Source organism: Rhodococcus sp. C1 (genome assembly GCF_020809065.1).
In the GTDB taxonomy this organism is placed as follows: Bacteria; Actinomycetota; Actinomycetes; order Mycobacteriales; family Mycobacteriaceae; genus Rhodococcus_F; species Rhodococcus_F qingshengii.
The window spans coordinates 3,297,400-3,322,926 of record NZ_CP078080.1; the positions used below are offsets into that span (position 1 = coordinate 3,297,400).

19 protein-coding genes are annotated in these 25,527 nt (G+C 64.2%); 9 read left to right on the forward strand and 10 right to left on the reverse strand.

The window, feature by feature from the left end; genetic code table 11:
* Nucleotides 1–40: 40 nt before the first annotated feature.
* Nucleotides 41–964 carry a tRNA (adenine-N1)-methyltransferase gene (locus KTR60_RS15130; RefSeq protein WP_007729892.1) on the reverse strand — a complete coding sequence of 308 codons (924 nt, stop codon included), beginning with the start codon at nt 962–964 and terminating at the stop codon, nt 41–43.
* 138 nt (nt 965–1,102) lie between these two features.
* On the opposite strand from KTR60_RS15130, the gene KTR60_RS15135 reads away from it, so the two are divergent.
* Together KTR60_RS15135 and KTR60_RS15140 are read left to right on the forward strand one after the other, a co-directional pair.
* Nucleotides 1,103–1,993 (forward strand): PD-(D/E)XK nuclease family protein, encoded by an 891-nt coding sequence (locus KTR60_RS15135; RefSeq protein WP_370852750.1) that lies wholly within the window; start codon nt 1,103–1,105, stop codon nt 1,991–1,993.
* Nucleotide 1,994: 1 nt separating this feature from the next.
* A complete protein-coding gene (locus KTR60_RS15140; RefSeq protein ID WP_228401001.1) occupies nt 1,995–2,804 on the forward strand; it encodes a thioesterase family protein in 810 nt (269 codons plus the stop codon).
* A gap of 46 nt (nt 2,805–2,850) precedes the next feature.
* Here KTR60_RS15140 and hisG read toward each other — a convergent pair whose 3' ends face one another.
* The 6 genes from hisG to metH all read right to left on the reverse strand — a co-directional run bounded on the left by hisG (nt 2,851) and on the right by metH (nt 10,174).
* On the reverse strand, nt 2,851–3,702 hold the full coding sequence (hisG, locus tag KTR60_RS15145; RefSeq protein ID WP_003944905.1) for an ATP phosphoribosyltransferase: 852 nt from the start codon (nt 3,700–3,702) through the stop codon (nt 2,851–2,853).
* A gap of 97 nt (nt 3,703–3,799) precedes the next feature.
* Nucleotides 3,800–4,063, reverse strand: a complete 264-nt coding sequence (locus KTR60_RS15150) for a phosphoribosyl-ATP diphosphatase (protein ID WP_003944933.1) — start codon at nt 4,061–4,063, stop codon at nt 3,800–3,802.
* 59 nt (nt 4,064–4,122) lie between these two features.
* Entirely contained in the window at nt 4,123–4,983 is an 861-nt protein-coding gene (locus tag KTR60_RS15155) for a pseudouridine synthase (protein ID WP_047270562.1), read from the reverse strand.
* Between the two features lie 57 nt (nt 4,984–5,040).
* On the reverse strand, nt 5,041–5,901 hold the full coding sequence (locus KTR60_RS15160) for a rhodanese-related sulfurtransferase (protein WP_042450983.1): 861 nt from the start codon (nt 5,899–5,901) through the stop codon (nt 5,041–5,043).
* Nucleotides 5,902–5,913: 12 nt separating this feature from the next.
* Complete coding sequence (locus KTR60_RS15165; protein WP_007729900.1) at nt 5,914–6,612, reverse strand: HAD family hydrolase; 699 nt, start codon at nt 6,610–6,612, stop codon at nt 5,914–5,916.
* The gene (gene metH, locus KTR60_RS15170; RefSeq protein ID WP_047270513.1) at nt 6,605–10,174 is read right to left on the reverse strand and encodes a methionine synthase; all 3,570 of its coding nucleotides are present in this window, start codon (nt 10,172–10,174) and stop codon (nt 6,605–6,607) included. Before metH ends, KTR60_RS15165 begins: the two co-directional genes overlap by 8 nt.
* Nucleotides 10,175–10,342: 168 nt before the next feature.
* Here metH and KTR60_RS15175 point away from each other — a divergent pair, with 168 nt between their 5' ends.
* The 6 genes from KTR60_RS15175 to KTR60_RS15200 all read left to right on the forward strand — a co-directional run bounded on the left by KTR60_RS15175 (nt 10,343) and on the right by KTR60_RS15200 (nt 20,736).
* Nucleotides 10,343–11,197 carry a PAC2 family protein gene (locus tag KTR60_RS15175; protein ID WP_223257810.1) on the forward strand — a complete coding sequence of 285 codons (855 nt, stop codon included), beginning with the start codon at nt 10,343–10,345 and terminating at the stop codon, nt 11,195–11,197.
* Nucleotides 11,194–12,354, forward strand: coding sequence for an MFS transporter (locus KTR60_RS15180; protein WP_416309244.1), 1,161 nt, complete (start codon nt 11,194–11,196; stop codon nt 12,352–12,354). The genes KTR60_RS15175 and KTR60_RS15180 overlap by 4 nt, the downstream gene beginning before the upstream one ends.
* Before the next feature lie 146 nt (nt 12,355–12,500).
* Nucleotides 12,501–13,586, forward strand: coding sequence for a hypothetical protein (locus tag KTR60_RS15185; RefSeq protein ID WP_228401002.1), 1,086 nt, complete (start codon nt 12,501–12,503; stop codon nt 13,584–13,586).
* 33 nt (nt 13,587–13,619) lie between these two features.
* A complete protein-coding gene (locus KTR60_RS15190) occupies nt 13,620–15,125 on the forward strand; it encodes a TIGR02677 family protein (protein ID WP_081557900.1) in 1,506 nt (501 codons plus the stop codon).
* On the forward strand, nt 15,122–16,564 hold the full coding sequence (locus KTR60_RS15195) for a TIGR02678 family protein (RefSeq protein ID WP_063316380.1): 1,443 nt from the start codon (nt 15,122–15,124) through the stop codon (nt 16,562–16,564). Before KTR60_RS15190 ends, KTR60_RS15195 begins: the two co-directional genes overlap by 4 nt.
* The gene (locus KTR60_RS15200; protein WP_228401003.1) at nt 16,561–20,736 is read left to right on the forward strand and encodes a TIGR02680 family protein; all 4,176 of its coding nucleotides are present in this window, start codon (nt 16,561–16,563) and stop codon (nt 20,734–20,736) included. The genes KTR60_RS15195 and KTR60_RS15200 overlap by 4 nt, the downstream gene beginning before the upstream one ends.
* Before the next feature lie 57 nt (nt 20,737–20,793).
* Here the strand turns inward: KTR60_RS15200 and mshC are convergent, their stop codons facing one another.
* Both mshC and KTR60_RS15210 read right to left on the reverse strand, forming a co-directional pair.
* Entirely contained in the window at nt 20,794–22,035 is a 1,242-nt protein-coding gene (mshC, locus tag KTR60_RS15205; protein ID WP_003946190.1) for a cysteine--1-D-myo-inosityl 2-amino-2-deoxy-alpha-D-glucopyranoside ligase, read from the reverse strand.
* Between the two features lie 10 nt (nt 22,036–22,045).
* Nucleotides 22,046–24,136 (reverse strand): MMPL family transporter, encoded by a 2,091-nt coding sequence (locus KTR60_RS15210; RefSeq protein ID WP_225320402.1) that lies wholly within the window; start codon nt 24,134–24,136, stop codon nt 22,046–22,048.
* 127 nt (nt 24,137–24,263) lie between these two features.
* On the opposite strand from KTR60_RS15210, the gene KTR60_RS15215 reads away from it, so the two are divergent.
* Nucleotides 24,264–24,722, forward strand: a complete 459-nt coding sequence (locus tag KTR60_RS15215; RefSeq protein ID WP_042450996.1) for a MarR family winged helix-turn-helix transcriptional regulator — start codon at nt 24,264–24,266, stop codon at nt 24,720–24,722.
* On the opposite strand, the gene KTR60_RS15220 is transcribed toward KTR60_RS15215, so the two are convergent.
* Nucleotides 24,719–25,525 (reverse strand): SCO1664 family protein, encoded by an 807-nt coding sequence (locus tag KTR60_RS15220; protein ID WP_003946172.1) that lies wholly within the window; start codon nt 25,523–25,525, stop codon nt 24,719–24,721. The two genes, KTR60_RS15215 and KTR60_RS15220, sit on opposite strands and share 4 nt — an antisense overlap.
* Between the last annotated feature and the right edge of the window lie 2 nt (nt 25,526–25,527).

Consider the following 25,527-nt stretch of genomic DNA (forward strand, 5'->3'; position numbering starts at 1 on the left):
ATCCGGATACCGGATCGCCGCTCTTGTTGTTTTCGTGTGACTACTTGGCCGCGGTGTTCGAGCCCTTGCCCGCACGCCGCTGCGGCTTCGGGGTGACGGTTCCTTCGGCGAGACGACGAGCGCTCACGAGGAACGCGGTGTGGCCTTGCATCCGATGTTCGGGGCGCACCGCCAAACCGACGACGTGCCAACCGCGCACGATCGATTCCCACGAGCGGGGCTCGGTCCAGCATTCCTGCTCCCGCATCGCCTCGACGACCTTCGAGAGCTGAGTAACGGTCGCGACGTAGACGATCAACACGCCGCCCGGCACGAGTGCCTTCGAGACGGCGGGCAGGACGTCCCACGGGGCCAGCATGTCGAGTACGACGCGATCGACTTTGCCTCCGTGCGCTTCCGGATCGAACTCGGCGAGATCGGCGATGGTCAGTTCCCAGTTCGGCGGACGTTCCCCGAAGAAGGTCTCGACGTTGCGAACCGCATGTTCGGCATGATCGTCGCGGACCTCGTAGGAGATGACCTTGCCCTCGGGTCCGACGGCACGCAGCAGCGAACATGTCAGTGCGCCGGAGCCGGCTCCGGCCTCGAGCACGCGTGCTCCTGGGAACACGTCGCCTTCGTGGACGATCTGAGCTGCGTCCTTCGGGTAGATGACCTGGGCACCGCGCGGCATGGACAGCACGTAGTCCACCAGCAGGGGGCGCAGTGCGAGATAGGGCGTGCCGTTGACCGACTTGACGACGCTGCCCTCGTCGGCACCGATCAGATCGTTGTGAACGATTCCGCCCTTGTGGGTGTGGTATTCGCGGTTCGCCTCGAGAACGATCGTGTAGTGGCGTCCCTTGCCGTCGGTCAGCTGTACTCGGTCGCCGACGCGGAACGGACCTGACGGCCGCTTGCCCGGCGCAGTGAGATCAGCTTCTGGAAGCTCTTGTTCGGGAATCTCGGCGACAGCGGACTGCACAACCTCATCCACTTCGGTCGTGCCTTCTTCTGGTTGCAGCTCGTTCGCCATGCGCAGATGATCCCTGTTCGCTTGTTTCCGGTGTCCTCGCCACCGGCTCCGACGGAGTTGTCGGACCAACCGCATAGCCTGCCAGGTGTGAGCTCTGTCGAATTGCCAACCCCCACTCCAACGGGTGCAACATCACACGAGCGCCCGCGTAGTCGGCCGGCGCTCTCTCCGTCTCGGGCGGGTGACTACAAACAATGCCCCCTGCTCTATCGCTTCCGAGCAGTCGACAGAATTCCGGAAACGCCAACCAGAGCCCAGGTCAGAGGCACCGTCGTACACGCGGCACTGGAAGCACTGTTTGCACTCCCGACCGGTCACCGGGTTCCCGATCGCGCAGCCGAACTCGTCCGTCCCGCGTGGGAACGTGTCAGTGCCGAGTCTCCCGAGGCCGCTGACCTTGTTCCGGAGGGCGAGCTGGATTCGTTCCTCGACGAAGTCGGCAAGCTCGTCGCGACGTACTACACGCTCGAAGATCCCACTCGATTCGATGCCGAGGCGTGCGAGGTCTACGTCGAGACCGAATTGGAGAACGGCGTTCGACTCCGCGGCTTCGTCGACCGGATAGACGTTGCACCGACGGGTGAGGTGCGGGTGGTCGACTACAAGACCGGAAAAGCGCCTCGCGAGTTCACCGAATCCAAGGCGCTCTTCCAGATGAAGTTCTACGCGCTCGTACTGCTGCGCACTCGCGGAATCGTTCCCGCACAACTGCGCCTGATCTATCTGGCCTCCGGCTCGATTCTCACGTACGCCCCGGATCACGACGAGCTCATCCGATTCGAGCGAACCCTCTCCGCCATCTGGAAAGCGATCCTCGCAGCAGGTGCGACCGGAGACTTCAGACCCAAGCCTGGCAAACTGTGCGACTGGTGCGATCACAAGTCACTGTGCCCCTCGTTCGGCGGAACACCTCCGCCCTATCCAGGTTGGCCGGACCTGCTGAGCACCGAACCTGTTGCCGCAAAGGAGAATTCATAACATGACGGACAGTTCGTACTACCGCTACCTCGGAACGACGGAGGAAGGGCACGAGCGGTTCGCGAGCACGCAGGCAACTGTCAGCATCTGGGGCCCGACACTGCAGCACGGCGCTCCCCCGTCGGCGCTATTGGTTCGAGCCCTCGAGCGGTGCGGTGCGCGCGACGAAACCCGTCTGACGCGCGTCGTCGTCGAGATTCTCGGACCGATTCCGATTGCCGACCTCGAAGTCCGGTCCTGGATCGAACGACCCGGTCGCCGAATCGAATTGATCGTCGCCGAACTGTGGGCAACCACCGCCGACGGATCTGCACGCGCGGTTGCGCGCGGTACGGCGTGGCGGATGGAGACGGTGGATACCGGCGACGTCGTCCACGTAGTCGATCCCCCGCTCGAACCCCGCGACAGCGGCACCCCGGGCGTTCTCGAGGGTCTGTGGAGCGTCGGCTATCTCAAGACCCTCGACTGGTCCTGGATTGCTCCGATCGGGTGCGTGGGAACCGGGAAGGTATGGGCGCGCCCCAAGCCAGAGCTGGTCGAGGGTGAGAAGATGTCTGCTCTCGAGCGTTTGTTCGCGGTGGCCGACATCTCAAACGGGGTCGGCGCCAAGCTCGCCCCGGAGCACTGGACGTTCCTCAACACAGATCTCACGGTGCATATCTTCCGTGTGCCCGAGGGAGAGTGGGTCGGTGTCGCCGCCGAAACCACAACGGGTCCGGACGGCGTCGGCATGTGTGCGGGCGTGCTCTACGACGAGCAGGGTGCGGTGGGCCGTATCGCCCAGACTTTGCAGATTCGCGCCCGTTCCTGATTTCCAGGAACGGGCGCGAATGCGCGTAAATCTATTCAGGCAGTGATCAGAAAGCGCGTACCGAGCGGATGTTCGACGCGAGGATGGCCTTGGCACCGAGTTCGGCCAAGGCATCCATCACCTGGTTGTGTCCCTTGATCGGGACCATCGCGCGAACCGCGACCCAGTCGGGATCGGCCAACGGCGAGAGCGTCGGCGACTCCATACCCGGAGTCATCTTGATGGCGTCGTCGAGGATGGTGCGCGGGCAGTCGTAGTCGATCATCAGATTCTGCTGCGCGAAGACAATTCCGCGTACGCGTTCGATGAGCTGGTTGCGTGCGGGATCGTCCTGCGGAGCGCCGGTGCGCTCGATCAGGACACCTTCGGAATCGCAGAGCGATTCACCGAAAGCCACGAGGTTGTGTTGGCGGAGAGTACGGCCCGACCCGACCACGTCGGCGATCGCGTCGGCGACGCCGAGCTGAATCGAGATTTCCACTGCTCCGTCGAGACGGATGACGGTGGCGTCGAGTCCGCGATCTGTGAGGTCCTTACGGACCAGGTTCGGGTACGACGTTGCAATGCGCAGGCCGGACAGATCCTCGACGGCCCAGTCCTTGCCGGCCGGTGCTGCGTAACGGAACGACGAACGGCCGAAGCCCAGTGACAGACGCTCGGATACGGGAGCACCCGAGTCGCCGGCGAGATCACGACCGGTGATGCCGAGATCCAGCTCACCGGAGCCGACGTAGATCGCAATGTCCTTGGGGCGCAAGAAGAAAAACTCGACCTGATTGGCCGGATCGAGGACTGTCAGATCACGGGAATCGGTGCGTCGACGGTAACCGGCCTCGCTGAGAATCTCGGCGGCGGACTCGGACAGTGAGCCTTTGTTGGGAACTGCTACGCGCAGCATGGTGGATGTCCTTTCGGAAGGTGTGGGTGACGTGAGACGACATGAATCGGAAGCCCTGGACGAGCGAGACGGAGTACATCTCGCTGGTCAGCTCCGATCACAGATGTCGGTACACGTCCTCGAGGGTCAGTCCGCGACCGACCATCAACACCTGCGTCCAGTACAGCAGCTGGGAAATTTCCTCGGCTAGCTGCTCATCGCTCTGGTATTCCGCAGCGATCCACACTTCACCGGCTTCCTCGATGACCTTTTTGCCCTGAGCATGCACACCGGCGTCGAGGGCGGCGACAGTGCCGGACCCCTCGGGGCGAGTAGCAGCGCGCTCGGTCAATTCGGCGAACAAGGATTCGAAGGTCTTCACGGGTAGCTATTCTTTCACGAGGACGGAAGCGGTTTTCACACGCCCACGAACAGCGGTGTTCACAGGCCTGCGTCGAGGCTGCGCGAACTCACGAACCTGCGGGTCTGCCCGGTGATCGGATCCGGGTACTCCAACGCTCGCGCCAACAATCGCAACGGAGTCGAGAAGTCACCGGGCACTGCGGGCAGATACTCCGGATAGTAGTTGTCACCGACGATCGGGACGCCCAGCGAGTTGAGGTGCAGCCGAAGCTGATGGGTCCGGCCGGTCCGTGGGAGCAACCTGTATCGCCCGAGCGTCCGGCCGGCCGAGTCGGTGATCACCTCGATCAGTTCGATCGAGGTCTCACTGTTCGGCTCGCCCGCGATTTCGGTAGCCGTCATCTCGCCGTGAACTTTGTTGATGCGGCTGCGCACCGTGCGAGGGAAAGTCAGTTCCGGATCGAAGCCCGCAATCGCCTCGTACTCCTTGACGATCCGCTGCTCGGCAAAAAGTTCCTGGTACGGCCGTCGTAGGTCCGGTGTCACGGTGAACACGATGACACCCGCCGTCATCCGGTCGAGGCGGTGAACTGGCGCAAGATCCGGAAGGTCCAGGTCACGACGCAGGCGCACGACTGCGCTTTCGACGATGTGCGCTCCCCGTGGAATGGTCGCCAGGAAGTGCGGTTTGTCGATCACGAGAATCGAGTCGTCGCGGTACAAGATCTCGATCTCGTGCGGAACCGGAATCTCGGGGGCCGGCTCGCGGTAGAAGTACACGAACCGGGTCGGCTGATAGGGCGTTCGGCTCGTGATCTTCCGCCCGTGCTCGTCGACGACGTCCCCGGCGCTGACGAGGTCCGCCCACAGGTCCCGCTCCCCGGGATGCTCGCCGACCAGGTGCTCGAGGACGGTCCGCGCCGACGACTCCGCCGGCATCCGCAGCCGGTCAGGTCCGAGACCGTTTCGGATCGGCAACGGAGCCTTGGGCACAGCTCAGTCCTGCTCGAGGTCTGGTGAACAACTCTCGCAGAGCAATTCGAGGGTTCGGCCGTCGCCGTCGATCCGGTTGCGGTACCGCGGGGTCGGAGTACCACAATCGACACACACGCCGAGTGTCTTGGCTTCGGATGAGAACTCGATGTTCATCCGCTTGTCGAACACGTACAGGGAACCGTCCCAGAGGCCGCGGTCGCCGAAAGTCTCGCCGTAACGGACGATTCCGCCGTCCAACTGATAGACCTCGTCGAAGCCACGTGAGCGCATCAGCGAAGACAACACCTCACAGCGCACTCCGCCGGTGCAGTACGTGACCACGGCTTTGCCCTTGAGATGGTCGTATTTGCCACTGTCGAGTTCGTTGACGAAATCCCGAGTGGTGGCGACGTCCGGAACTATCGCATCTCGGAAACGGCCGATCTCGGCTTCGAAGGCATTGCGCCCGTCGAAGAACACGACGTCGTCACCGCGAGTGTCGACGAGTTCGTGTAGTTCCTTGGGCACCAGGTGAACTCCTCCGCCGACCACACCGTTCTCGTCGACTTTCAGCTCGTCGGGGGCACCGAACGTCACGATCTCCGAGCGTGCCTTGACACTCAGACGAGGGAAATCGTTCCCGAGGCCGTCCGACCACTTGATGTCAGCGGTACGGAAGGGTTCGTAACCACGCGTACCACGGACATATCGCTTGACATCCTCGATGTCTCCGCCGACCGTCGCGTTGATCCCGTGCGGCGAGACGATGATCCGGCCCGTCAGGTTGTTGGACTCGGCCAGGCTGTGCTGCCACAGCTTGATCGCTTCCGGGTCCGCCAACGGCGTGAACTGGTAGAAGAGAACAATTTTCGGAATAGCCACAGCAAATCCAGCCTAACGTGCCGCGCTCGAGTGAACGTCGTGAAGATCGTGAATGGACAAGTCCAACAGGGACTCTCGAAACACGCGTCCAGGGCCGGCGGGGACGTCGACCTCACACGGAACGACGAGCACCGCGCAACCCGCAGCGCTGGCCGACGCCGTGCCGGTCGGCGAGTCCTCGATCGCGAGGCACTGCGCCGGCTCGAGTCCGAGCAGATGCGCGCCGCGCAGGTACGGATCCGCTGCCGGTTTCCCGTTGGGGACCTCGTCGCCACACACCGAATGGTCGAAGAACTCACGGCCGAGCATGCCGAGTGCCCGATCGACCAGAACTCGCTCGGTGTTGGTGACCAGTGCAGAACGCAGACCACCGTCACGCACGGTCGACAGTGCGTCGCGAGCACCCGGCCGCCAGGTCACGCCGTCCTCGAACAGATCGCCGACGCGGGTGTACATCCAGTCCTTCGCCTCGGCGATGGCATCGGGATGCTTCTCCAGGCCGAGAGCGTCGAACACCGTCGCAAGGGCGAAGGGGCTCGACGCACCGATGACGGCAACGCGTGTCGCTTCCGTCATCGGTCCGCCCAGGCGTAGGGACAGCTCACGAAGCGCGATGTCCCACAGCTTCTCCGAATCGAGCAGGGTGCCGTCCATGTCCCACAGGACACCACCGAGCGTTGATTCGGATACTTCGGTCAACAACTCAGACATTGAAATACTTTGCTTCCGGGTGGTGCAGGACAAAAGCGTCCGTGGACTGCTCGGGATGCAGCTGCAGCTCCTCGGACAATTCGACGCCGATTCGTTCGGGTTCGAGCAACGCAACCAACTTGGCTCGATCCTCGAGATCCGGGCACGCGCCGTATCCGAACGAATAACGAGCGCCGCGGTACTCAAGATCGAAGTAACCGGCAACCTCGGTGGGATCCTGCTCCGCGACGGTGTGACCCTCGGGAAGCACTAGCTCTTCACGGACGCGTCGATGCCAGTACTCGGCCAGAGACTCCGTGAGCTGGACACCGATTCCGTGAACCTCGAGGTAATCGCGGTACGAGTTCGATGCGAACAACTCGTTGGCGAAGTCCGCGATCGGCTGACCCATCGTCACCAACTGGAACGGGAGTACGTCGACCTGCCCGGTGGCCTCGGCGTCCTTGCGCGAGCGAACGAAGTCCGCGATGCACAGGAAGCGGTCGCGGTGCTGGCGCGGGTAGGTGAACCGGAACCTTTCGGGTGCATCCGGTTTCGGCTCGGTGAGCACGATGACGTCGTCGCCCTCCGAGATCGCCGGGAAGTACCCGTACACGACCGCGGCATGCGCGAGGATGCCCTCGGACGTCAACCGATCGAGCCAGTACCGAAGTCGCGGACGGCCTTCCGACTCGACCAGTTCCTCGTACGTCGGACCGTCGCCCTTGCGCTGACCGCGAAGGCCCCACTGGCCGAGGAAAAGAGCGCGCTCGTCGAGCAGCCCCGAGTACTCGGACAGCGAGATTCCCTTGACGATGCGCGAGCCCCAGAAGGGAGGTGTCGGCACCGCGATGTCGGTTGCGACATCGGAACGCTCCGGCAGGACCACGGGAACCGCTGCAGCCTTACGCTTTTCGGCGATGCGCTTGGAACGCTCGTGACGTGCCTTACGCTCGGCAGCCTTCTCGCGAGCAGCGATGGCCTCCGGGCTGTCCGGCGCCGGGCCGCCACCACGCTTGGTCGTCATGATCTGGTCCATCAAGTTCAGACCCTCGAAGGCGTCGCGGGCATAGCTGACGTCGCCCTCGTACACCTCCTGCAGGTCGTTCTCGACGTAGGAGCGCGTGAGCGCCGCACCACCGAGCAGCACCGGGAACTTCTCGGCGACTCCACGTGCGTTGAGTTCCTGGAGGTTTTCCTTCATCACGACAGTGGACTTCACGAGCAGTCCGGACATGCCGATCACGTCGGCTTTCTTGTCCAACGCGACGTCGAGGATGGTCGCGATCGGCTGCTTGATACCGATGTTGACGACCTCGTAGCCGTTGTTGCTCAAGATGATGTCGACCAGGTTCTTGCCGATGTCGTGAACGTCGCCCTTGACGGTCGCGATCACGATGCGACCCTTGCCGTCCTCGTCGCTCGCTTCCATGTGCGGTTCGAGGAATGCCACGGCAGCCTTCATGACCTCGGCCGACTGCAACACGAACGGCAACTGCATCTGTCCGGAGCCGAACAGCTCGCCGACGGTCTTCATGCCCGAGAGCAAGGTCTCGTTGATGATGGCCAGCGGAGGCTTGATCGTCATCGCCTCGGTGAGGTCGTCGTCGAGGCCGTTGCGCTCACCGTCGACGATGCGGCGTTCGAGCCGGTCGAACAACGGAAGTCCCGCCAGTTCCTGCGCACGAGACTCACGCGCCGACGCTGCCGAAACGCCCTCGAACAGAGCCATCAGCTTCTGCAGCGGGTCGTACCCCTCGCTACGACGGTCGTAGACGAGGTCGAGTGCAGTTTCACGCTGCTCGTCCGGAATTCGGGCCATCGGCAGAATCTTGGACGCATGAACGATCGCCGTGTCCAGACCTGCCTCGGTGCACTCGTGCAGAAACACCGAGTTGAGGACCTGACGAGCTGCCGGGTTCAAACCGAACGAGATGTTCGAGATACCCAGGGTGAAGTGGAGTTCCGGGTACGCAGCCTTGAGCTGACGGATCGCTTCGATGGTCTCGATGCCGTCGCGTCGTACCTCTTCCTGACCGGTCGAGATGGGGAAGGTCAAGGCGTCGACGATGATGTCGGACTCGGCGAGTCCCCAGTTTCCCTTGATGTCCTCGATCAGACGCTTGGCGATGGCGACCTTCGTCTCGGCGGTGCGAGCCTGGCCCTCTTCGTCGATGGTCAGGGCGACGACCGCCGCGCCGTGCTCCTTGACCAGAGTCATGATCTTGTGGAAACGCGATTCGGGGCCGGCGCCGTCTTCGTAGTTGACGGAGTTGACGGCGCAGCGGCCACCGAGGTGCTCGAGGCCGGCCTGCAGCACGGCAGGCTCGGTGGAGTCGAGCATGATCGGCAGCGTCGAGGACGTCGCCAGGCGGCTGGCAAGTTCCGACATGTCGGCGGCACCGTCGCGGCCCACGTAGTCGACGTTGAGGTCGAGCATGTGTGCGCCGTCGCGGGTCTGGTCCTTGGCGATGTCCAGGCACTTCTGGTAGTCCGCGGAGAGCATCGCCTCGCGGAAAGCCTTGGAGCCGTTGGAGTTCGTGCGTTCGCCGATCATCAGGATGCTGGCGTCCTGCTCGAACGGCACCGCCGAGTACAGCGAAGAGGTGCTCGGCTCGTGGATCGGCGTGCGCTGGGCCTTCTCGACCTGACGGACCGCGTCGGCGACCGCGCTGATGTGCTCGGGCGTCGTACCGCAGCAGCCACCGACGAGGCCGAGTCCGAACTCGGAGACGAAACCACTGAGGGCTTCGGCCAATTCGTCGGCAGTCAGCGGATACTCGGCACCCTTGGGGCCGAGCTGCGGCAGGCCGGCATTGGGCATGACCGACACCGGCAGCGTGGAGTACTTGGACAGATGACGGAGATGTTCACTCATCTCGGCCGGCCCGGTGGCACAGTTCAGACCGATCATGTCGATACCGAGTGGCTCGAGTGCCGTCAGCGCCGCACCGATCTCACTGCCCAGGAGCATCGTTCCGGTTGTCTCGACCGTCACGTGCGTGATGATCGGCAACCGCAGTCCGAGTTGCTCCATCGCACGCTGGCTGCCGAGGATTGCAGCTTTCACCTGAAGCAGGTCCTGGCAGGTTTCGACGAGGATGGCGTCGGCGCCACCGTCGATCATGCCGAGCGCAGCTTCGGTGTACGCGTCACGCAGGACTGCGTACGGTGCGTGTCCCAGGCTGGGGAGCTTGGTTCCCGGTCCCATCGAGCCGAGTACGAATCGGGCCATGCCGTCGCGGCCTGGTCCCATCTCGTCCGCTACTTCACGGGCGAGAGCAGTGCCTTTTTCCGCGAGTTCGCGGATCCGGTGAGAGATGTCGTAGTCGGCGAGGTTGGGCAGGTTGCAACCGAAGGTGTTGGTCTCGACGGCATCGGCACCAGCGGCGAAGTACGCACGGTGGATGTCTTTGAGCACGTCGGGACGGGTGTCGTTGAGGATCTCATTGCACCCCTCGAGGCCGAGGAAGTCGTCCAGGGTGAGGTCCGCGGCCTGCAACATGGTGCCCATCGCTCCGTCGCCGATGACAACGCGCTGTTTCAGCGCATCAAGCAGGGCAGAGTTAAATGGGGCAGACATGCCGTCCAGAGTAGTGGGCGCACCGACAAGCTCTGGCCGTAGGCTGGGTGGGTGAGTCCAAGTGAGTTCCCCGTCACTCCCGACGGCCCGGTCGATTTCGATGATTCCGCGGCCTTCGAGAGCCCTGACGGCTTTGCCGTCGACAGCAGCGACCGCCTCGAGGGCGACATCCCTGTCCTACGTGATCCCATCCTCGTTGCAGCTTTCGAGGGCTGGAACGACGCCGGTGACGCAGCCAGCGGTGCGGTCGAACATCTCGAGCTGATCTGGGATGCCCAGCCGCTCGCCGAACTCGATTCAGAGGACTACTACGACTATCAGGTCAACCGCCCCACGGTCCGGCAGGTCGACGGTGTCACTCGCGAAATCGTTTGGCCGGCAACACGTTTGTCGGTCTGTTCGCCTCCTGGCAGCGAGAGCGACATCGTCCTGCTTCGCGGGATCGAACCCAACATGCGGTGGCGCAGTTTCTGCGAGGATCTGCTCGAGCTGATCGACCAACTGAACGTCAAGACGGTCGTCATCCTCGGCGCCCTGCTCGCCGATACTCCGCACACCCGACCGGTCCCGGTGACGGGCACGGCCTACAGCAGTGAATCCGCCGCCCGATTCAACCTGGAACAGACGCGGTACGAAGGCCCGACGGGCATCACCGGGGTTCTTCAAGACGAGTGCGTTCGTGCTGGTGTACCCGCTATTTCGTTCTGGGCGGCGGTTCCGCACTACGTCTCGCAGCCACCCAACCCGAAGGCAACAGTGGCCCTCCTTCAACGAGTCGAGGATGTTCTCGACATCGAGGTCCCACTCGGGGAGCTCCCGGCTCAGTCGGAGGATTGGGAGGAAGCGGTCAACGAAATGACCGCGGACGACGAGGAAATCGGCGAATACGTGCGCACCCTGGAAGAACGGGGAGACGCCGAAACCGACATCAGCGAAGCAATCTCCAAGATCGACGGCGATGCCATCGCCGCGGAATTCGAGCGCTACCTCAGACGGCGAGGCCCCGGCAGCTTCGGACTGTGAGCAAGAACACTCCAGAAGAAGGCGAAAGTACACAGCGCCCACTGCGCCTCCGGCTTCAGCTGATCGCGCTGTACGCCGGCGGGTTCCTCGGCCCGTTCGGCGGCGGCGTGGTTGCTTCGATCCTTCCCGAGATCGGTGACGATCTAGGGGTCGGTCCGTCGGCGGCCGCCTCTTCCCTCACCGCGTACCTGCTCCCCTTCGCCGCTCTGATGTTGGTGTCGGGGACACTCGGGACGCGGTGGGGCAAGGTTCGGACGGTGCGCATCGCTTACGGCGTCTACGTCCTCGCGTCGTTGGCATGCTTCCTCGCCCCGACACTCGAGATCTTCCTTGCCGCCCGGGTACTGCAGGGCTCCGCGAACGCATTCACCACGCCGCTACTGCTTGCCTCGTTGGCGGCCGCAACACCGCAGGCACGGCTGGGTCGAGCCCTCGGAGCCTTCGGCGCTTTCCAGGCCGCAGGGCAGTCGTCGGCTCCGTTGATCGGCGGACTGGCGGCCGAATTCGACTGGCGTCTGGCCTTTCTCGTCATCGCAGTGGTCGCGGGCATTCTGGGAGCCGTCGGACTTCCGAAGTCCGAAGCACCGGCAGCGACCACTCCCGCCCGTCTCCGCGATGCATTACGCCCCGAAGTGCTCCGCATCGGTATCGCTGCATTGCTCGGCTGGGGCGCCCTCGGTGGACTGAGCTTCCTGCTCGCCTTCCGCTTCGAAGACGAGTTCGGGCTGTCCCCCACCGTCCGCGGCCTACTGCTCACCGTCTTCGGCGTGGCCGGCATCCTCTCGGCCCGGCGCATCGGAATCCTCATCGATCGCATCGGCGCACGCTCCTCCGTGATGATCGGCGCCCTGGGCGGAGCAGTTCTGGTCTCCGTCGTCGGCCTTGCCGGCTTGGTGCCGGTGATCGCGATCGCATGGTTTGTCGCAGGCGTCGCGAGCCAGTTCGTGCTGGTCGGCGTCAACGCGGCGGTCCTCGGATCCGCGGGGCCGAACCGTGGCGGCGCCGTGTCCGTCGTCCAAGCGATGCGCTTCGGCGGCGCCGCTCTTGCTCCCCTGGCCCTGACACCGATTTACGACTCTTCGCCTGCCGCGAGCTTCCTGATCCCCGCACTACTGCTCGCCGTCGTCGCTCCCCTGATCATGCCGAAGCAACGCTGATCGATCTCGGCAATTTCGAATTTGAAGTTGTGTAGGTAGTGAGTTTCTCGGCGAAAGCGACCACCGTTGTCGCGAGGCTGTCAGGGCGAACATTATTCGGAAAATCTTGTGTTTCCGTCGTCGACAGATATTGATACCATTGGAACATGAGCGAATCTGAGTCGGAACCGGAACGGCCGATCGACATTTTTCGGCGATCGGTTGCCGTCATCGAAGAAAATTTGCCTCCTACCTGGTCTTTGTCGACGCAGCGCTCCCCCGACCTGTCCGAGGCGCCACTCCGACTCGACCTCCGCTCCCCTGACGGCTCGGTGGCCAAATTCGGCGTGTACGCCGCTCACGGTGTCCTGAGCAGCGACGTTCCCGGTATCGCCGATCGCTTCCCCACCGGTCAATCGGGCTTCGTGTGCGCAAAATATCTGTCCGAGCCGGTTCGCCGGCAGCTCGATTCCCACGCGATCTCGTACGCAGACGCCACGGGCAACGTGTCGTTGACCGCTGATCGACCCGCCGTCTGGGTGCGTGGACGCGGAGCCGACGCCGATCCGTGGCGTGGGCCCGGACGTCCTTCCGGACAGTTGACGGGCGATCCGTCAGCTCGCGTTGTGCGAGCGCTTGCCGATTTCGCGGCGCCACTGGCGATCACTGCCTTGGTGCGCCTGGCCGGTGCGTCGACGGGAGCAACCTATCGGGTGGTTCAGACACTGTCGGATCGTGAACTGGTGACCAGGCTCCCCCGCGGTGGGATCGGTGACGTCCGCTGGCCGAAGATGCTTCGTGAATGGGCGGCTGAGGCCGGGGCCAAAGCGCCGACGCCTCACGGCTTTCACGCGCCGGACGGGTTGGAAGCACTCTTCGATCAACTGCGTCAGCTCAGCGGTCACATCTACGCCGGTACCGCCTCGGTGGCCGCCGCACCCTATGCTCGGTACGCGCCCACTCGACGTGCCCACTTCCATGCCGACAACGTCGATCAGTTCGCCGACGCTCTCGGACTACGGCGTGTGGAATCCGGCGGTGACGTGTGGATCACCGCTCCCCTCTCACCGTCTGCCTTCGACCGATTGCTCACCCGCGACGGCATCCGCATCGTCGCCCCCAGCCAAGCGTTCGCCGATCTGCTGGTCGGCCCGGACTCCGACGAGGCGGCGGCCGAGCACCTGCTCACATGGATGATCGAGAACGAATCGCAGTGGCGACGCGCCGCATCCCCTGCTACGGATCGCCCGTAGGAAAAAGAGGGGGCGTCTCTCGCCTACCCTGTCATGGTGGAAGAAACGAGTGCGCCCGATTACGCCGCGTACGCCGACACCAATCGACTGAAGCTGTTTTCGTTCACGATCGCGGAAAAACGGGCCGAGTACCTCTGGGTACTTCGTGCCTTCGACCATGCTCGCGCCAACTACACCGTCCTGCTGCATGCCGGAGCCGTCGCGCACATCCTCGAGAAGATCGGTGGATCGGATCCGGCGGCCGATCTGTCGGCAGCAGAGGTCACTCCCCTGTTGGATCAGCTCCACGTGTGGGAGATCCTCGAGCGCAGCTACGACGGCACCCGCGCGGCCACGCTGGCCGAGTACCGCAATCGCCACTTCGTCTACCAGTTCGGTCAGGCCGGATACCAGGTCTATCGATCAGTCGAAGACGTTCTCGCCGCACGCCTGGACTCGGCGTCGCTCTCGCGTCTCGCTCTGCCGGACCTGCTCGCAGACATGTCCGAACTCGCCGAGGCCAACCGAAGCTCCGACGGCGATCTGATCTTCCGCAAGCTCAAGCGCCTCGACTCGACACTCTCCGACATGGCTGATCGAGCCGCGCACTTCTATCTGACCCTCGGGGACCTCGTACGGACCACGGAGATCACTCCGCAGGCTTTCCTCACGCACAAGGACGCTCTGCTCACGCACATGCGGGAGTTCAGCTCCGATCTGGCGCGCTACGCCCCCAAGCTCAAGGAAGCGATCGAGCACGTCGAATCCACCGGGGTCGATCGCATGATCCGCCTCGCCGCCGCCAGTGACGAACGGGTGTTCGTCCCGATCTCCGAACGCGAGGACGACTGGGCTGCGCGTTGGCGAGGATTGACCGCCTGGTTCGTCTCCGCGGAATCGGGGATCAGCGAGTCCGAGCGTCTACGTGAGGGCACGATGAGCGCGATCGCCGCGGTTCTGGCGCTCCTTCGCCGCGTCACGGAAACCCGTCGCGGCGGCGTCAGCCGTGAGAGCCAGCTCCGGCACCTCGCCGGCTGGTTCGCCGCCACGCCGTCCGAAGACGCAGCTCATGCTCTGTTCCAGGCAGTGTTCGACCTCGGCCGTCCACGCCACCTCTCGATGGTGCATCCGGACGCCGACATCATTTCTCACTCACGCTCGTGGTGGGAGGCACCGCCGGTCGAGATCGCGCGAACACTCGCCGAAACCGGCCGCCCGCCCTCACCAGGATTGCCGAGCAAGGTCGCCCGCAACGACGGCAGCATCCGCCGTCTGCGCGAAGAGCAATTGGCGGCGCAACGTACGCGCAGCGCCGCGGCGCAATCACTCGCGTCGAACGGTGTTTATCAGCGCGAACTCAACGAGCAGGAGACCGAAGTTTTGCTGAGTCTGCTCAATGCAGCACTGACCGCGCGCGTTCCGGTGGTGGGACGCGTCAAGAGCTCCACCGGTAGCGAGAACGGGGTGAAGCTGACACTCAGTCCCTCGGACGGTTCGACCACCATCAAGACTGCTCGCGGACGAATGCATCTCGACGGCATCGAGGTCAGTGTTCGATGAGAGCTCGCGAGATCACGCCCCTTGCCCTCGACTCGTATCAACGCGCGGCGCGAGTGATCCTGTCCAACCACCTGATCACCTCGACGTACCCGGATCGAATTGCGTTGCCGCTCTTGCGCCGTTGGGCCACCGAACTGCGTGACGACCTTCTCGAACTGTTCGGCTACCGCCTCGAGGTGACGGAGACCACCGCGCGCCTGTTCACGGTGTCGGATCGGCTCAACCCGTCGGCACCGGCCAGAACTGCCTCCGAGCGAACCTTCGATCGCACGCGCTACGCGTACCTGGCGTTGTGCCTGGCCGCATTGGGCCGCGCCGGAAACCAGATCACGTTGTCAGAGTTGGCCGATCACGTGGCGGCCGACGCCGCGCAGGTCGACGGCGTCGAACTCTCCACCGATCGTGCGTCCGACCGCGACGCCTTCGTCGACGCAGTGGGCTGGCTCGGAGTCAGAGGCGCCATCGCCCTCGCCGACGGTGACGCAAACGGCTGGGCGTCCAATCCCGAAGCGGGAGAAGCGCTCTACGACATCGATCGTTCCGTCGTCGTAGCGCTGTTCCGTCCACCGCGCGCCCTGCAGCACCTTCACTCCATCCGCGGACTCCTGGCCGCCGAGACCTCGAGCGCCTCCGAGGACGACGGAATTCCCGTGGACGCGAAAGAGATCGGACGCCGAGTACGTCGGGCACTCGTCGAGCGCCCGGTCGTACTGGCCGGTGAACTCGATCAGCACGAATTGATCGCGTTGGCGCAGCCCAAGACCGCGTCGGAAGTCGAACTACTGACGGGGTTGGTGGCCGAGCGTCGCGCCGAGGGAATCGCGATGATCGATCCCACCGGCCGACTCTCCGACGTCCGCTTCCCGAGCACCGGAACGATCGCTCAGGTGGCACTTCTCCTGGCCGGCGAGATTGCCGACCGCGTACTCGACGTCGACGCTCCCGAACTGCCGATACTTCCGATCCCGCACGTGTCGGACGATCACCTGATCGAACAACTCGATGCCGCCATCCCCGAGGCCGGGATCTTCGAGGACCTCGCCGACGAGGACGACGACTTCGTGCTGCCCGCCGGCGAACCGGCCGAGCCACCCCCACCCGTCACGTACCCGAAAATCGACGACGACTGGCTCGCTGACAAGGTCACCGAGTTGGTGGACCAGTTCGGGCGAACTTTCGCGGCGCAGTGGCAGGCCGATCACAACGGGCTGCGCAAGCAGGCGCTCGGGTTGCTGCAACGTCTACGCCTGACGCATGCGGTCGACGGCGGCGTACTGGTGTTGCCCGTCCTTGCCCGGTACCGCGACGTCGTGGTCTCCGTGCGCGAACGCGATCCTCAGATCGACTTCGCGGTGGACAACTCCGCACCGGATCCGGTCGACGAATTCGGCCCCGAACCTTCCCCCAACGGCGAACTATCAGAGGTAGAGAACGTATGAGCAACGCCCGCTTCCGACCTACTCGGGCTGGAATCATCAACCTCTGGGATTACCGAGACCAAGAGTTCTCGTTCGCCGACGGTCGACTGGTTCTGCGGGGACCCAACGGATCCGGCAAGACCAAGGCCCTCGAGGTCCTGTTCCCGTTCGTCTTCGACGGCCGCATCGAACCGCGGCGCCTCAACCCGTTCGCCGGTGAAGAGCGCACGATGAAGTCCAACCTGCTCTACCGGGGCCAGGACAGCGCGCACTCCTACGTGTGGATGGAGTTCTGCCGCGGCTCCCTCGAAGATCCCGAGTCGGTGACCGTGGGAATCGGAATGCGGGCAACCCGAACCAACGACAAGGTCACCCGCTGGTACTTCGTCGCCGACGGCCGCGTCGGAGTCGACTTCTCGCTGATCGGCAACGACGATCGTCCTCTCACCAAGAAGCAGTTGGCCGAACAACTCGGCAGCGATTCCATCACCGACCGTCCCCTCGACTACCGCACAGCCATCGACGCGCGAATGTTCGGTCTCGGAGTGCAGCGCTACGACCAGCTGATCAATCTCATTCTCACGCTTCGCCGTCCCCAGCTCGCGAAGAACCTCGACCCGAAGGGCCTTTCGCAGGCACTCACCGACGGTCTCCGTCCACTCGACGATCAGTTGGTCCTCGAAGCTGCGCGTTCGTTCAGCGACATGGAGGAAGTCGGCCGCGCGCTCGAGGGGCTCGCGGCCGCCGATCAGGCAGCCCAGAGTTTCATCGGGGTCTACACCAAGTACCTGCGTCAGCAGTCTCGCGGAGAGATCGAACAGGTCAGCACCCGCCTCGCAGCGGTCACCAGAGGTGTTGCCGCCATGGACGAGTCGTCGCTCGCCCAGACCCGCAGCCGTGAGGCGCGGGCAGCAGCCGAGGAGCGCTTCAACCAGGCCGAGCAGGCACTCGAGAACGCGCGCGCCAATGTCGAAGCACTGCAACGCTCGAGCGCGTACGAAGGCAAACAGCAACTCGACGACCTCGCCCAGGCCGTCGCGACGCTCAAGCTCTCGACCGAGCAGCAGGCAGACAAGTCCCGGAAAGCGCAGGCCGCACTCGCTCAACGCGGCGACGAAGCCGACAAGGCTGCATCGTCGGTCAAGCGTGCGGCCGAAGCACTCTCGCGCGCCGAGGACGAACTTCAGGCAGCAGCCGAGGACGCCGGCATCGTCTGGACTCCCCTGCCCGACGGCTCACGCAGTGACCAGATCACGGCAGCCGTCCGTGGCCATGCCGAGGAGCGTGACGGTGACGTACGCGTCGTCCGCACCGCACTGGCGACCGTCGAGAAGGCGGCGACCGAACGAACCCGGGCCGAAAACAGCTCTCGCCGTGGACAAGAGCTGCTCGAAGCGTCCAAGGCCGCGGTACTCGAGGGCGAAGCTGCCGTGGAACTCGCACGCAGTCAGTGCGCCAGCGGGCTGCGCGCGTGGTGGACCGATCACTCCTCCCTGTTTTCGGCTGTCGGCGCCGACACGTCGCTGTTCGAAGCTCTCGACGCGGCGCTCGCCGAGGTCGGCGACGAAGACGCTCCGGCGCTGTCCGCAGTTCTCGCCGAGCACACCGTGGCCGGCACCGAGACGCTGCGCGAGCGTCGACGTGAGGCCGAAGCTGAAATATCTGCATCACACGCCTCCATCGCGGCTCTCAAATCCGAGCGCAAGGCCGTCTCCGCGGAACACGACGACGCTCCGCCTGCCTTCCACGCACGCTCCGACAACCGCAGTGAACTGGGTGGTGCACCGCTATGGCAGTTGGTGCGCTTCGCCGATTCCGTCGAACCAGACGTGGCCACGGGAATCGAATCCGCACTCCAGGCGGCAAATCTGCTCGACGGCTGGGTCTGCCCGGACGAGAAGATTCCCGAGCACGTCAGCGAGCAGTTCCTGACGGCTCTGCCCGTCAAGCAGCGTCCGAAGGGACGAACGCTGGCCGACGTCCTCGAGGTCGAAGGCAATGCCGACGTACCCGACGCTCGGGTACAGGACATTCTCGCGTCGATCAGTCTCGTCGAGGCGCCGGGCGACTCCGACGCAAGCGTCGCGATCGGCGTCGACGGCCGCTTCTGGCAGGGCGTCGCGCGTGGCCGGCACGTCAAGGCCGACGCCGAGTACATCGGCACCACAGCACGGGCGCGTCGACGCGAGGCTCGGATCACCGAGATCGACGCGGCTCTGGAAGAACTTGCCGCGGCAGTCGATACGGCCATGGCACTGGTGGCGCAGACCAACGAGCAACTGAGCCGGATCAACTCTGCGGCAAAGGAATTGCCGAAGACAGGTTCGATCCTGCGCGCACTCAAGACGGTCACCGAATCCGCCGGCGCACTCCGTACTCGTTCGGAGGCCACGGAAACGGCACAACGAGAACTCGATGCGGCGATCGCTGATCTCGCGGCGAAGGAAAAGCAACTCCGAGCGACGGCGTCGCAGCACCGGACGCCGCATATCGGCCGTGAACTCGATTCCCTCGCGGCGGCGATCCGTCATTTCGAGAAGCAGGGCGAACTGGCGCTGCGCTGCCGACGGGAGCATGCCAAGGAAGTCGAACTCGAACGCGAGTCTCGCGACCGTCTCGACGAATCACGCGCCAATGCGGAGGAATTCGCCGAGGAAGCCGCCATCGCCGAGGAGAGTCTGCTCCAGCAGGTGCAGCGTCTCGAGACGCTGCGCGACACCCTCGGTGCCAGCGCCGAGCAGATCGACCTGGACCTGGCAAAAGCCCGCGCGAAGATCGAAGAATGCAAGGTCGAACAGCGTGCGGCGCGAAAGGCATACGACGCCGCCGTCCTCCAGATCGGCACGGCGGAGGGTGCGTACAACACCGCCGTGGAGACCTTGCGTCACACCCTGACCGAAACCCGCAGTGATGCAGAGCGACTCGCACCCTACGCGCGCCCGGACCTTCTCGAGTTGTTGGGCGTCAAGGAACATCTGAGCTGGCCGGCAAGTTCAGCGGCGTGGATGAGCCCCGATCAGTTGGTCTACCGCATCCAGAACGAAGATCGCAGCGAGGACGCAGCCCACCCGCCTGTCCTCCCCGAAGACGTCGACAAGTTGTACCGAGCGCTCGAGGCTGCGACCTCGGCAGTCCGAGTCACCGACGGCGCCCGAAAGGCAACCCGCACGGCACTGACCTCGGCGCTGCAGGACTTCGACGCGCAACTCGCAGCAGCCGGACAGGACTACCGTCTGCAGTGGGATGCACCGGATGGGCTGACCGTCGTACGAGTCCAGGACGATCAGGGCTATTCGTCGATCGGCGAGTTCGCAACGCGGATCCACGACGCTCGCGGCGATCAGGAGCAGTTGCTCACCGAATCCGAGCGTCGCATTCTCGAAGATGCCCTGTTGACCGGATTGGCTCAGCAGATCCACGAGCGCACGGTCGACGCACGCGAGTTGATCACACAGATGGGCACCGAGATGCGTGAGCGTCGGATGTCCTCAGGCAATACCATCGGCGTTCACTGGGTGCTCGCCGACAACCTCGACGACAGCTCGCGGGCAATCTCCAAGCTGCTGGATCGAGACGCGTCGGCCCTCGGCGTCGATGAACTAGCTACTCTGCGAGCACATTTCGCGACGCAGATCCGTACCGCCCGCGCGGCGCACCCCGAACGCTCGTACCCGGAGATTCTGTCCTCGGCGCTCGACTACCGTCAATGGCGCGTGTTCTCGTTCACCCTCATCAGCGGTGAGGGCAAGGAAGACCGTCTTACCGTCGCGCGGCACAGCGCGCTGTCCGGTGGCGAGCAGTCCGTCTCGCTGCACCTTCCTTTGTTCGCCGCGGCGCACGTCATGTTGGACTCGGCCGACCCGCACGCCCCGCGTCTGCTGGCACTCGACGAGGCCTTCGCCGGTGTCGACGACAACGGTCGCAGCGAGCTTCTCGGCTTGAGCGTTCAGTTCGACCTGGACCTCTTCATGACCGGCTACGACCTGTGGATCACGTACGCAGACGTCCCCGGCTGTGCGCACTACGACCTCGCGCACTCCACGGCCGAACAAGCGGTCAGCGCCGCGCTGCTGGTCTGGTCGAACGGTGAGCTGCTCGCCGAGCACGACGGAACGGATCTGGCGAGGGCATTGGGCTCGCCGCTACGGCGCCGGGTGCCGACACCCGCCGAAGGTGCGTTGGACTACGCCTAGAAACTGCTGTGCGCCTTTATTAACCGCCCGCGGTTAATAAAGGCGCACAGCAGGGGTTCAGCGAAGCGAAATACCCAGTAGGGCGTCGACGGCATCGGCGAACTCGCCGGGTGCCTGCGTGTCGGATCCGCCGCCCTCGATGGCGCGGCGGGCCCAACCGTCGAGCGCGTCGAGCGCCTTCGGGGTGTCGAGATCGTCGGCCAGGTGCTGACGCAAACGCGCAACAGTGTCGGTGGCAGACGGCGCAGAACCGAGAGCTGCTGCCTCGCGCCACACCTTCAGGCGCGACTGAGCATCCGCGAGGACCTGATCGGTCCACGCGCGATCCTGGCGGTAGTGGCCGGACAGCAGTCCGAGACGGATTGCCGCTGGGTCCACCCCCTCGCCGCGCAGCTTGGAGACGAAGACCAGGTTTCCCCGACTCTTCGACATCTTTTCGCCGTCGAGACCGATCATGCCGGTGTGCACATAGTGACGCGCGAATCGGCGATCACCCGTTGCCGATTCGGCATGCGCGGCCGAGAACTCGTGGTGCGGGAAGATCAGATCGCTGCCACCGCCCTGGACGTCGAAGCCGGAGCCGATGCGGTTGAGTGCAATGGCCGCGCATTCGATGTGCCAGCCGGGGCGCCCCGGCCCGAAGGGTGAGGGCCACGAGGGCTCGCCCGGACGCTCCGCACGCCAGACAAGTGCGTCGAGAGGATTGCGCTTTCCGACGCGATCGGGATCTCCGCCGCGTTCGGCAAAGAACTTCTCCATCGTCGCGCGGTCGTAGCCCGACTCGTAGCCGAACTGCTCGGTCGCGTCGGCACGGAAGTAGACGTCGGGGAACTCCGCGTCGTCGACGATGTACGCGGCGCCGGACGCCACGAACTTCTCCACCAACTCGACTACTTCGTTCACCGATTCGACGGCGCCGATGTAGTCCTTCGGCGGAAGCACACGCAGCGCTTCCATGTCCTCGCGGAAGAGAGCCGTCTCACGCATGCCGAGGACGATCCAGTCCTCGCCGTCGCGATTGGCTCGCTCGAACAGCGGGTCGTCCACGTCGGTCACGTTCTGGACGTAGTGGACATCGTGTCCGGCGTCGCGCCAGATGCGGTTCACGAGGTCGAACGTGAGGTACGTGGCCGCGTGGCCGAGGTGGGTGGCGTCGTACGGGGTGATGCCGCAGACGTACATCGTCGCCTTCTCGCCCGGGGTGACGGGGCGAACCTGACGGTCGGCTGTGTCGTACAGCCGCAACGGCGGCCCCTGACCGGGAACGGACGGGAGTGCGGTATCGGACCAAGACTGCATGCTGCCGAGCCTAGTGGAGACTGCTCTGAGGCTGGGAAGGTGCTGGCTGATCCTGCTCTGGTTCGGGCGTCGACGCGAGCTTGCTCGGCCACCAGATCTTCTGACCGATGTCGTAGGTCAAGGCCGGGACCAGCAAGGATCGGACGATCAGAGCGTCGAGCAGGACACCGAACGCCACGATGAACGCGATCTGGGCGAGGAACAACAGCGGGATCACCGCCAACGCCGAGAAGGTTGCTGCCAGAACAACTCCGGCAGATGTGATCACCCCGCCGGTCACCGTGAGTCCCCGCAGAGCGCCCGCCCTGGTGCCGATCTTCAGCGCTTCCTCACGCACCCTCGTCATGAGGAAGATGTTGTAGTCGATTCCCAGAGCCACGAGGAACACGAACGCAAAGAGCGGGACCACCGGATCCGCGCCGGGGAAACCGAAGATGTGGTCGAACACCAGCGACGAAATGCCCAGTGTCGCAGCAAACGAGAGCACAACGGTGCCCATGAGAAGCAGCGGTGCGAGAAGCGAACGCAGCAAGAGCGAGAGAATCACGAACACCACGATGATCACCACGGGAATGATGAGTGTCCGGTCCCGTGTCGAGGTGGTCTTCGTGTCGAGGTCGGTCGCAGTGACGCCACCGACCAATGCGTCGGCGCCCTCCACTGAGTGAACTGCATCACGCAGTCGCACGATGGTGTCTTCGGCCTCGAGCGAGTCGGCAGCGTCAGTCAACGTCGCCTGCAGGGAGACTCGCCCGTCGACAACCAGAGGCGCTCCCCCGTTCTGCACGACGCTTACGTCGCTGACACCCTCCACGCGACTGGCTGCCGCAACGGCATCCACTTGGTCTGCATTCGCGATGACCACGGCCGGTGAACCCGAACCCGCGTCGAAGTGCTCGCCGAGAATCTCCTGGCCTGCAACCGAATCGACATCGAGCAAGAAGATGTCGGACGACGAGACACCGCTGGCTTTGAACTGCGGCATCATCATCGCGAAGATCACCAGCACCAGCGTCGACGCCACCCAGAAGCGGCGCGGATGCCTACCGATTCGAGCAGCGAGCCCGGCCCAGAACCGGTGATCGTTCGCCTCGTCGTGGTGCTCGCGGTCGGCATCGAACTTCGGCTTGGTCGGCCAGTACGCCGTCCTCCCGAACAGAACCAGGACAGCAGGTAGGAAGGTCATCGATGCGAGGAAGGACGCGGCGATACCGATGGCGGCCACCGGACCGAGTCCGCGGTTCGAGTTCAGGTCGGAGAGCAACAGGCACAGAACGCCCGCGATGACCGTTCCTGCAGACGCTGCGACAGGTTCGAGCGTCGCGCGCCACGCAGTGCGCATTGCTGCGTACTTGTCCTTCTCGATCCGCAATTCTTCCCGGTAGCGAGAGACCAGCAGTAGCGCGTAGTCGGTGGCGGCACCGAACACGAGGATGAACAGGATGCCCTGGCTCTGACCGTTCAGTGCGATGACGTCCGCGTCCGCGAGCAGATACACGAGCAAGCTCGACAATCCGAGTGCGAAGATCGCCGAGAAGATCACCACGAACGGCAGGATCGGGCTTCGGTAGACGATGATCAGGATCACGATCACGACGGATCCGGCTACCAACAACAGCAATCCGTCGATACCGGCGAATGCTGCCGACAGATCCGCAACCTGCCCAGCGGGGCCGGTGACCTTGACTGTCAGTCCGTCAGGGCTCGACTCCAGCGCCGCGCGCAGCGCTTTCACGCTGTCCTTGACTTCGAGGGTGCTGTCGACCGGCAGGAACATCTGGAGTGCCTGGCCGTCGGCCGACGGGATCGGCGGCGATGAGGCGTCGCCGAATCCTTCGGTACCGACGAACGAATCGACGGTCTGGGAAAGGAAGGTGGAGTCGGCGGGCTCGAGGCCACCCGGTCGTTCCGCCACGATGATGGCCGGCACGAAGCGCGTGTCCGTGAAGCTCTCTTGAAGCTTTGCCACCTCGGTCGCTTCGGCCGACGCGGGCAGGAACGACGTGTTGTCGTTCTGCTGCACCGTGCTGAGCTTTCCGGCGAACGGACCGCCGAATCCTCCGATTGCCAGCCAGCCGATCACGAGGAGAGCTGGCACAATCCATCGAAGGCGACGAACAGGACGATTTTGTACTGGTGTGCTCACTGGGTCTCCAGGGATCGGCAGCAGAGGACTTGCCGACTATTTTGTTCAGCATGCTGAGTAATTGCAAACGGAAGGCAGAAAAATGAGCAGCGACGGCCTGGACGACTGGCCCACCGGCCGGCTGTTGTCCACCGCTGCACGCCTGGTGGAGCACTCGTGGGAGAAGGTCTTGCGGTCTCAGGACATGACGCACGCGGGCCTGATCGTGCTCCACTCGATCGCCGGTGGGGCGGCGTCTCAACGCGACATCGCGAAGAACGCCCGCGTCACCGATCAGACGATGAGCCGCACGATCGACCGTCTCGAACGAGCGGGTTACGTCACTCGTGACACCGATCCGAGGGACGAGCGTCGGCGCGTGATCGCGATAACCGACGCCGGAAGACTGACGTACGAGCGACTACTGACGCTCGAGAAGGAAGATGCGGCGTTGACCGTCGGCGTCGGGGATGTCGCCGCGCTGCGCGAACAACTACTGCGATTGGTTCGCTCACCCGGATTGACGGCAACTCGCGAACAGCAGGAAACGTCTCGCGACTAGAAGGCCGGCCAGGGAATCGTTCGATGGCCGTTCGGCTCAGGCATCACAGCGGACTCGGCGAACTGCATCGCCCGCACCGCCAAGGCCACGATTTCCTCTTCGGTGATCAGTTCGGACAACTCGTCGCCGAGATCCCCGTCGAGAGTTGTCGCGAATTCGGCGACGTCGGCGATCAAAGCACCGGGTACGGGCTGCCCGGCCCACCCCCACAACACGGTCCGCAGCTTGTTCTCCGAGTGAAGACAGATTCCGTGATCAACGCCGTACACCGAGCCGTCGACGCCTTCGAGGGCGTGACCACCTTTGCGGTCGGCGTTGTTGATGAGGACGTCCAGAACGGCCATTCGCTGCAGCCGTGGATCGTCCGCATGGATCAGGGAGACTGGTTCACCCTCCGAGTCGAAGGCCTGCAGGACCTCGAACCACCCCGGCGGAACGTTGCCGGGACTGCACAGGTCCACCATCTCGAGTCCGCCAGATCCATCCGCGCGGCGATCGACGGTGTCGATCCATCGCTGCACCATGCCTGGACCGAAGGGGCCGTCCCGCAACACTGTTCGCGGAATCACTCCCCAACCCAGCGCCTCGGACACGCGGTACGACGCGACCTCACGCCCCGCCAGAGTGCCGTCCGGGAAATCCCACAGTGGGCGTTCACCCCGCACCGGCTTGTAGACCACACGGGTGGACTGCTCCCCCAGAGTCGACTCACATACCAGCGTGGCGTTGCTCGCTGTGGTGATCTGACCGATCAGAGTCAGATCACCCTCGAGCAGCACGTCCGGCACACCAGGTTCGGACACGA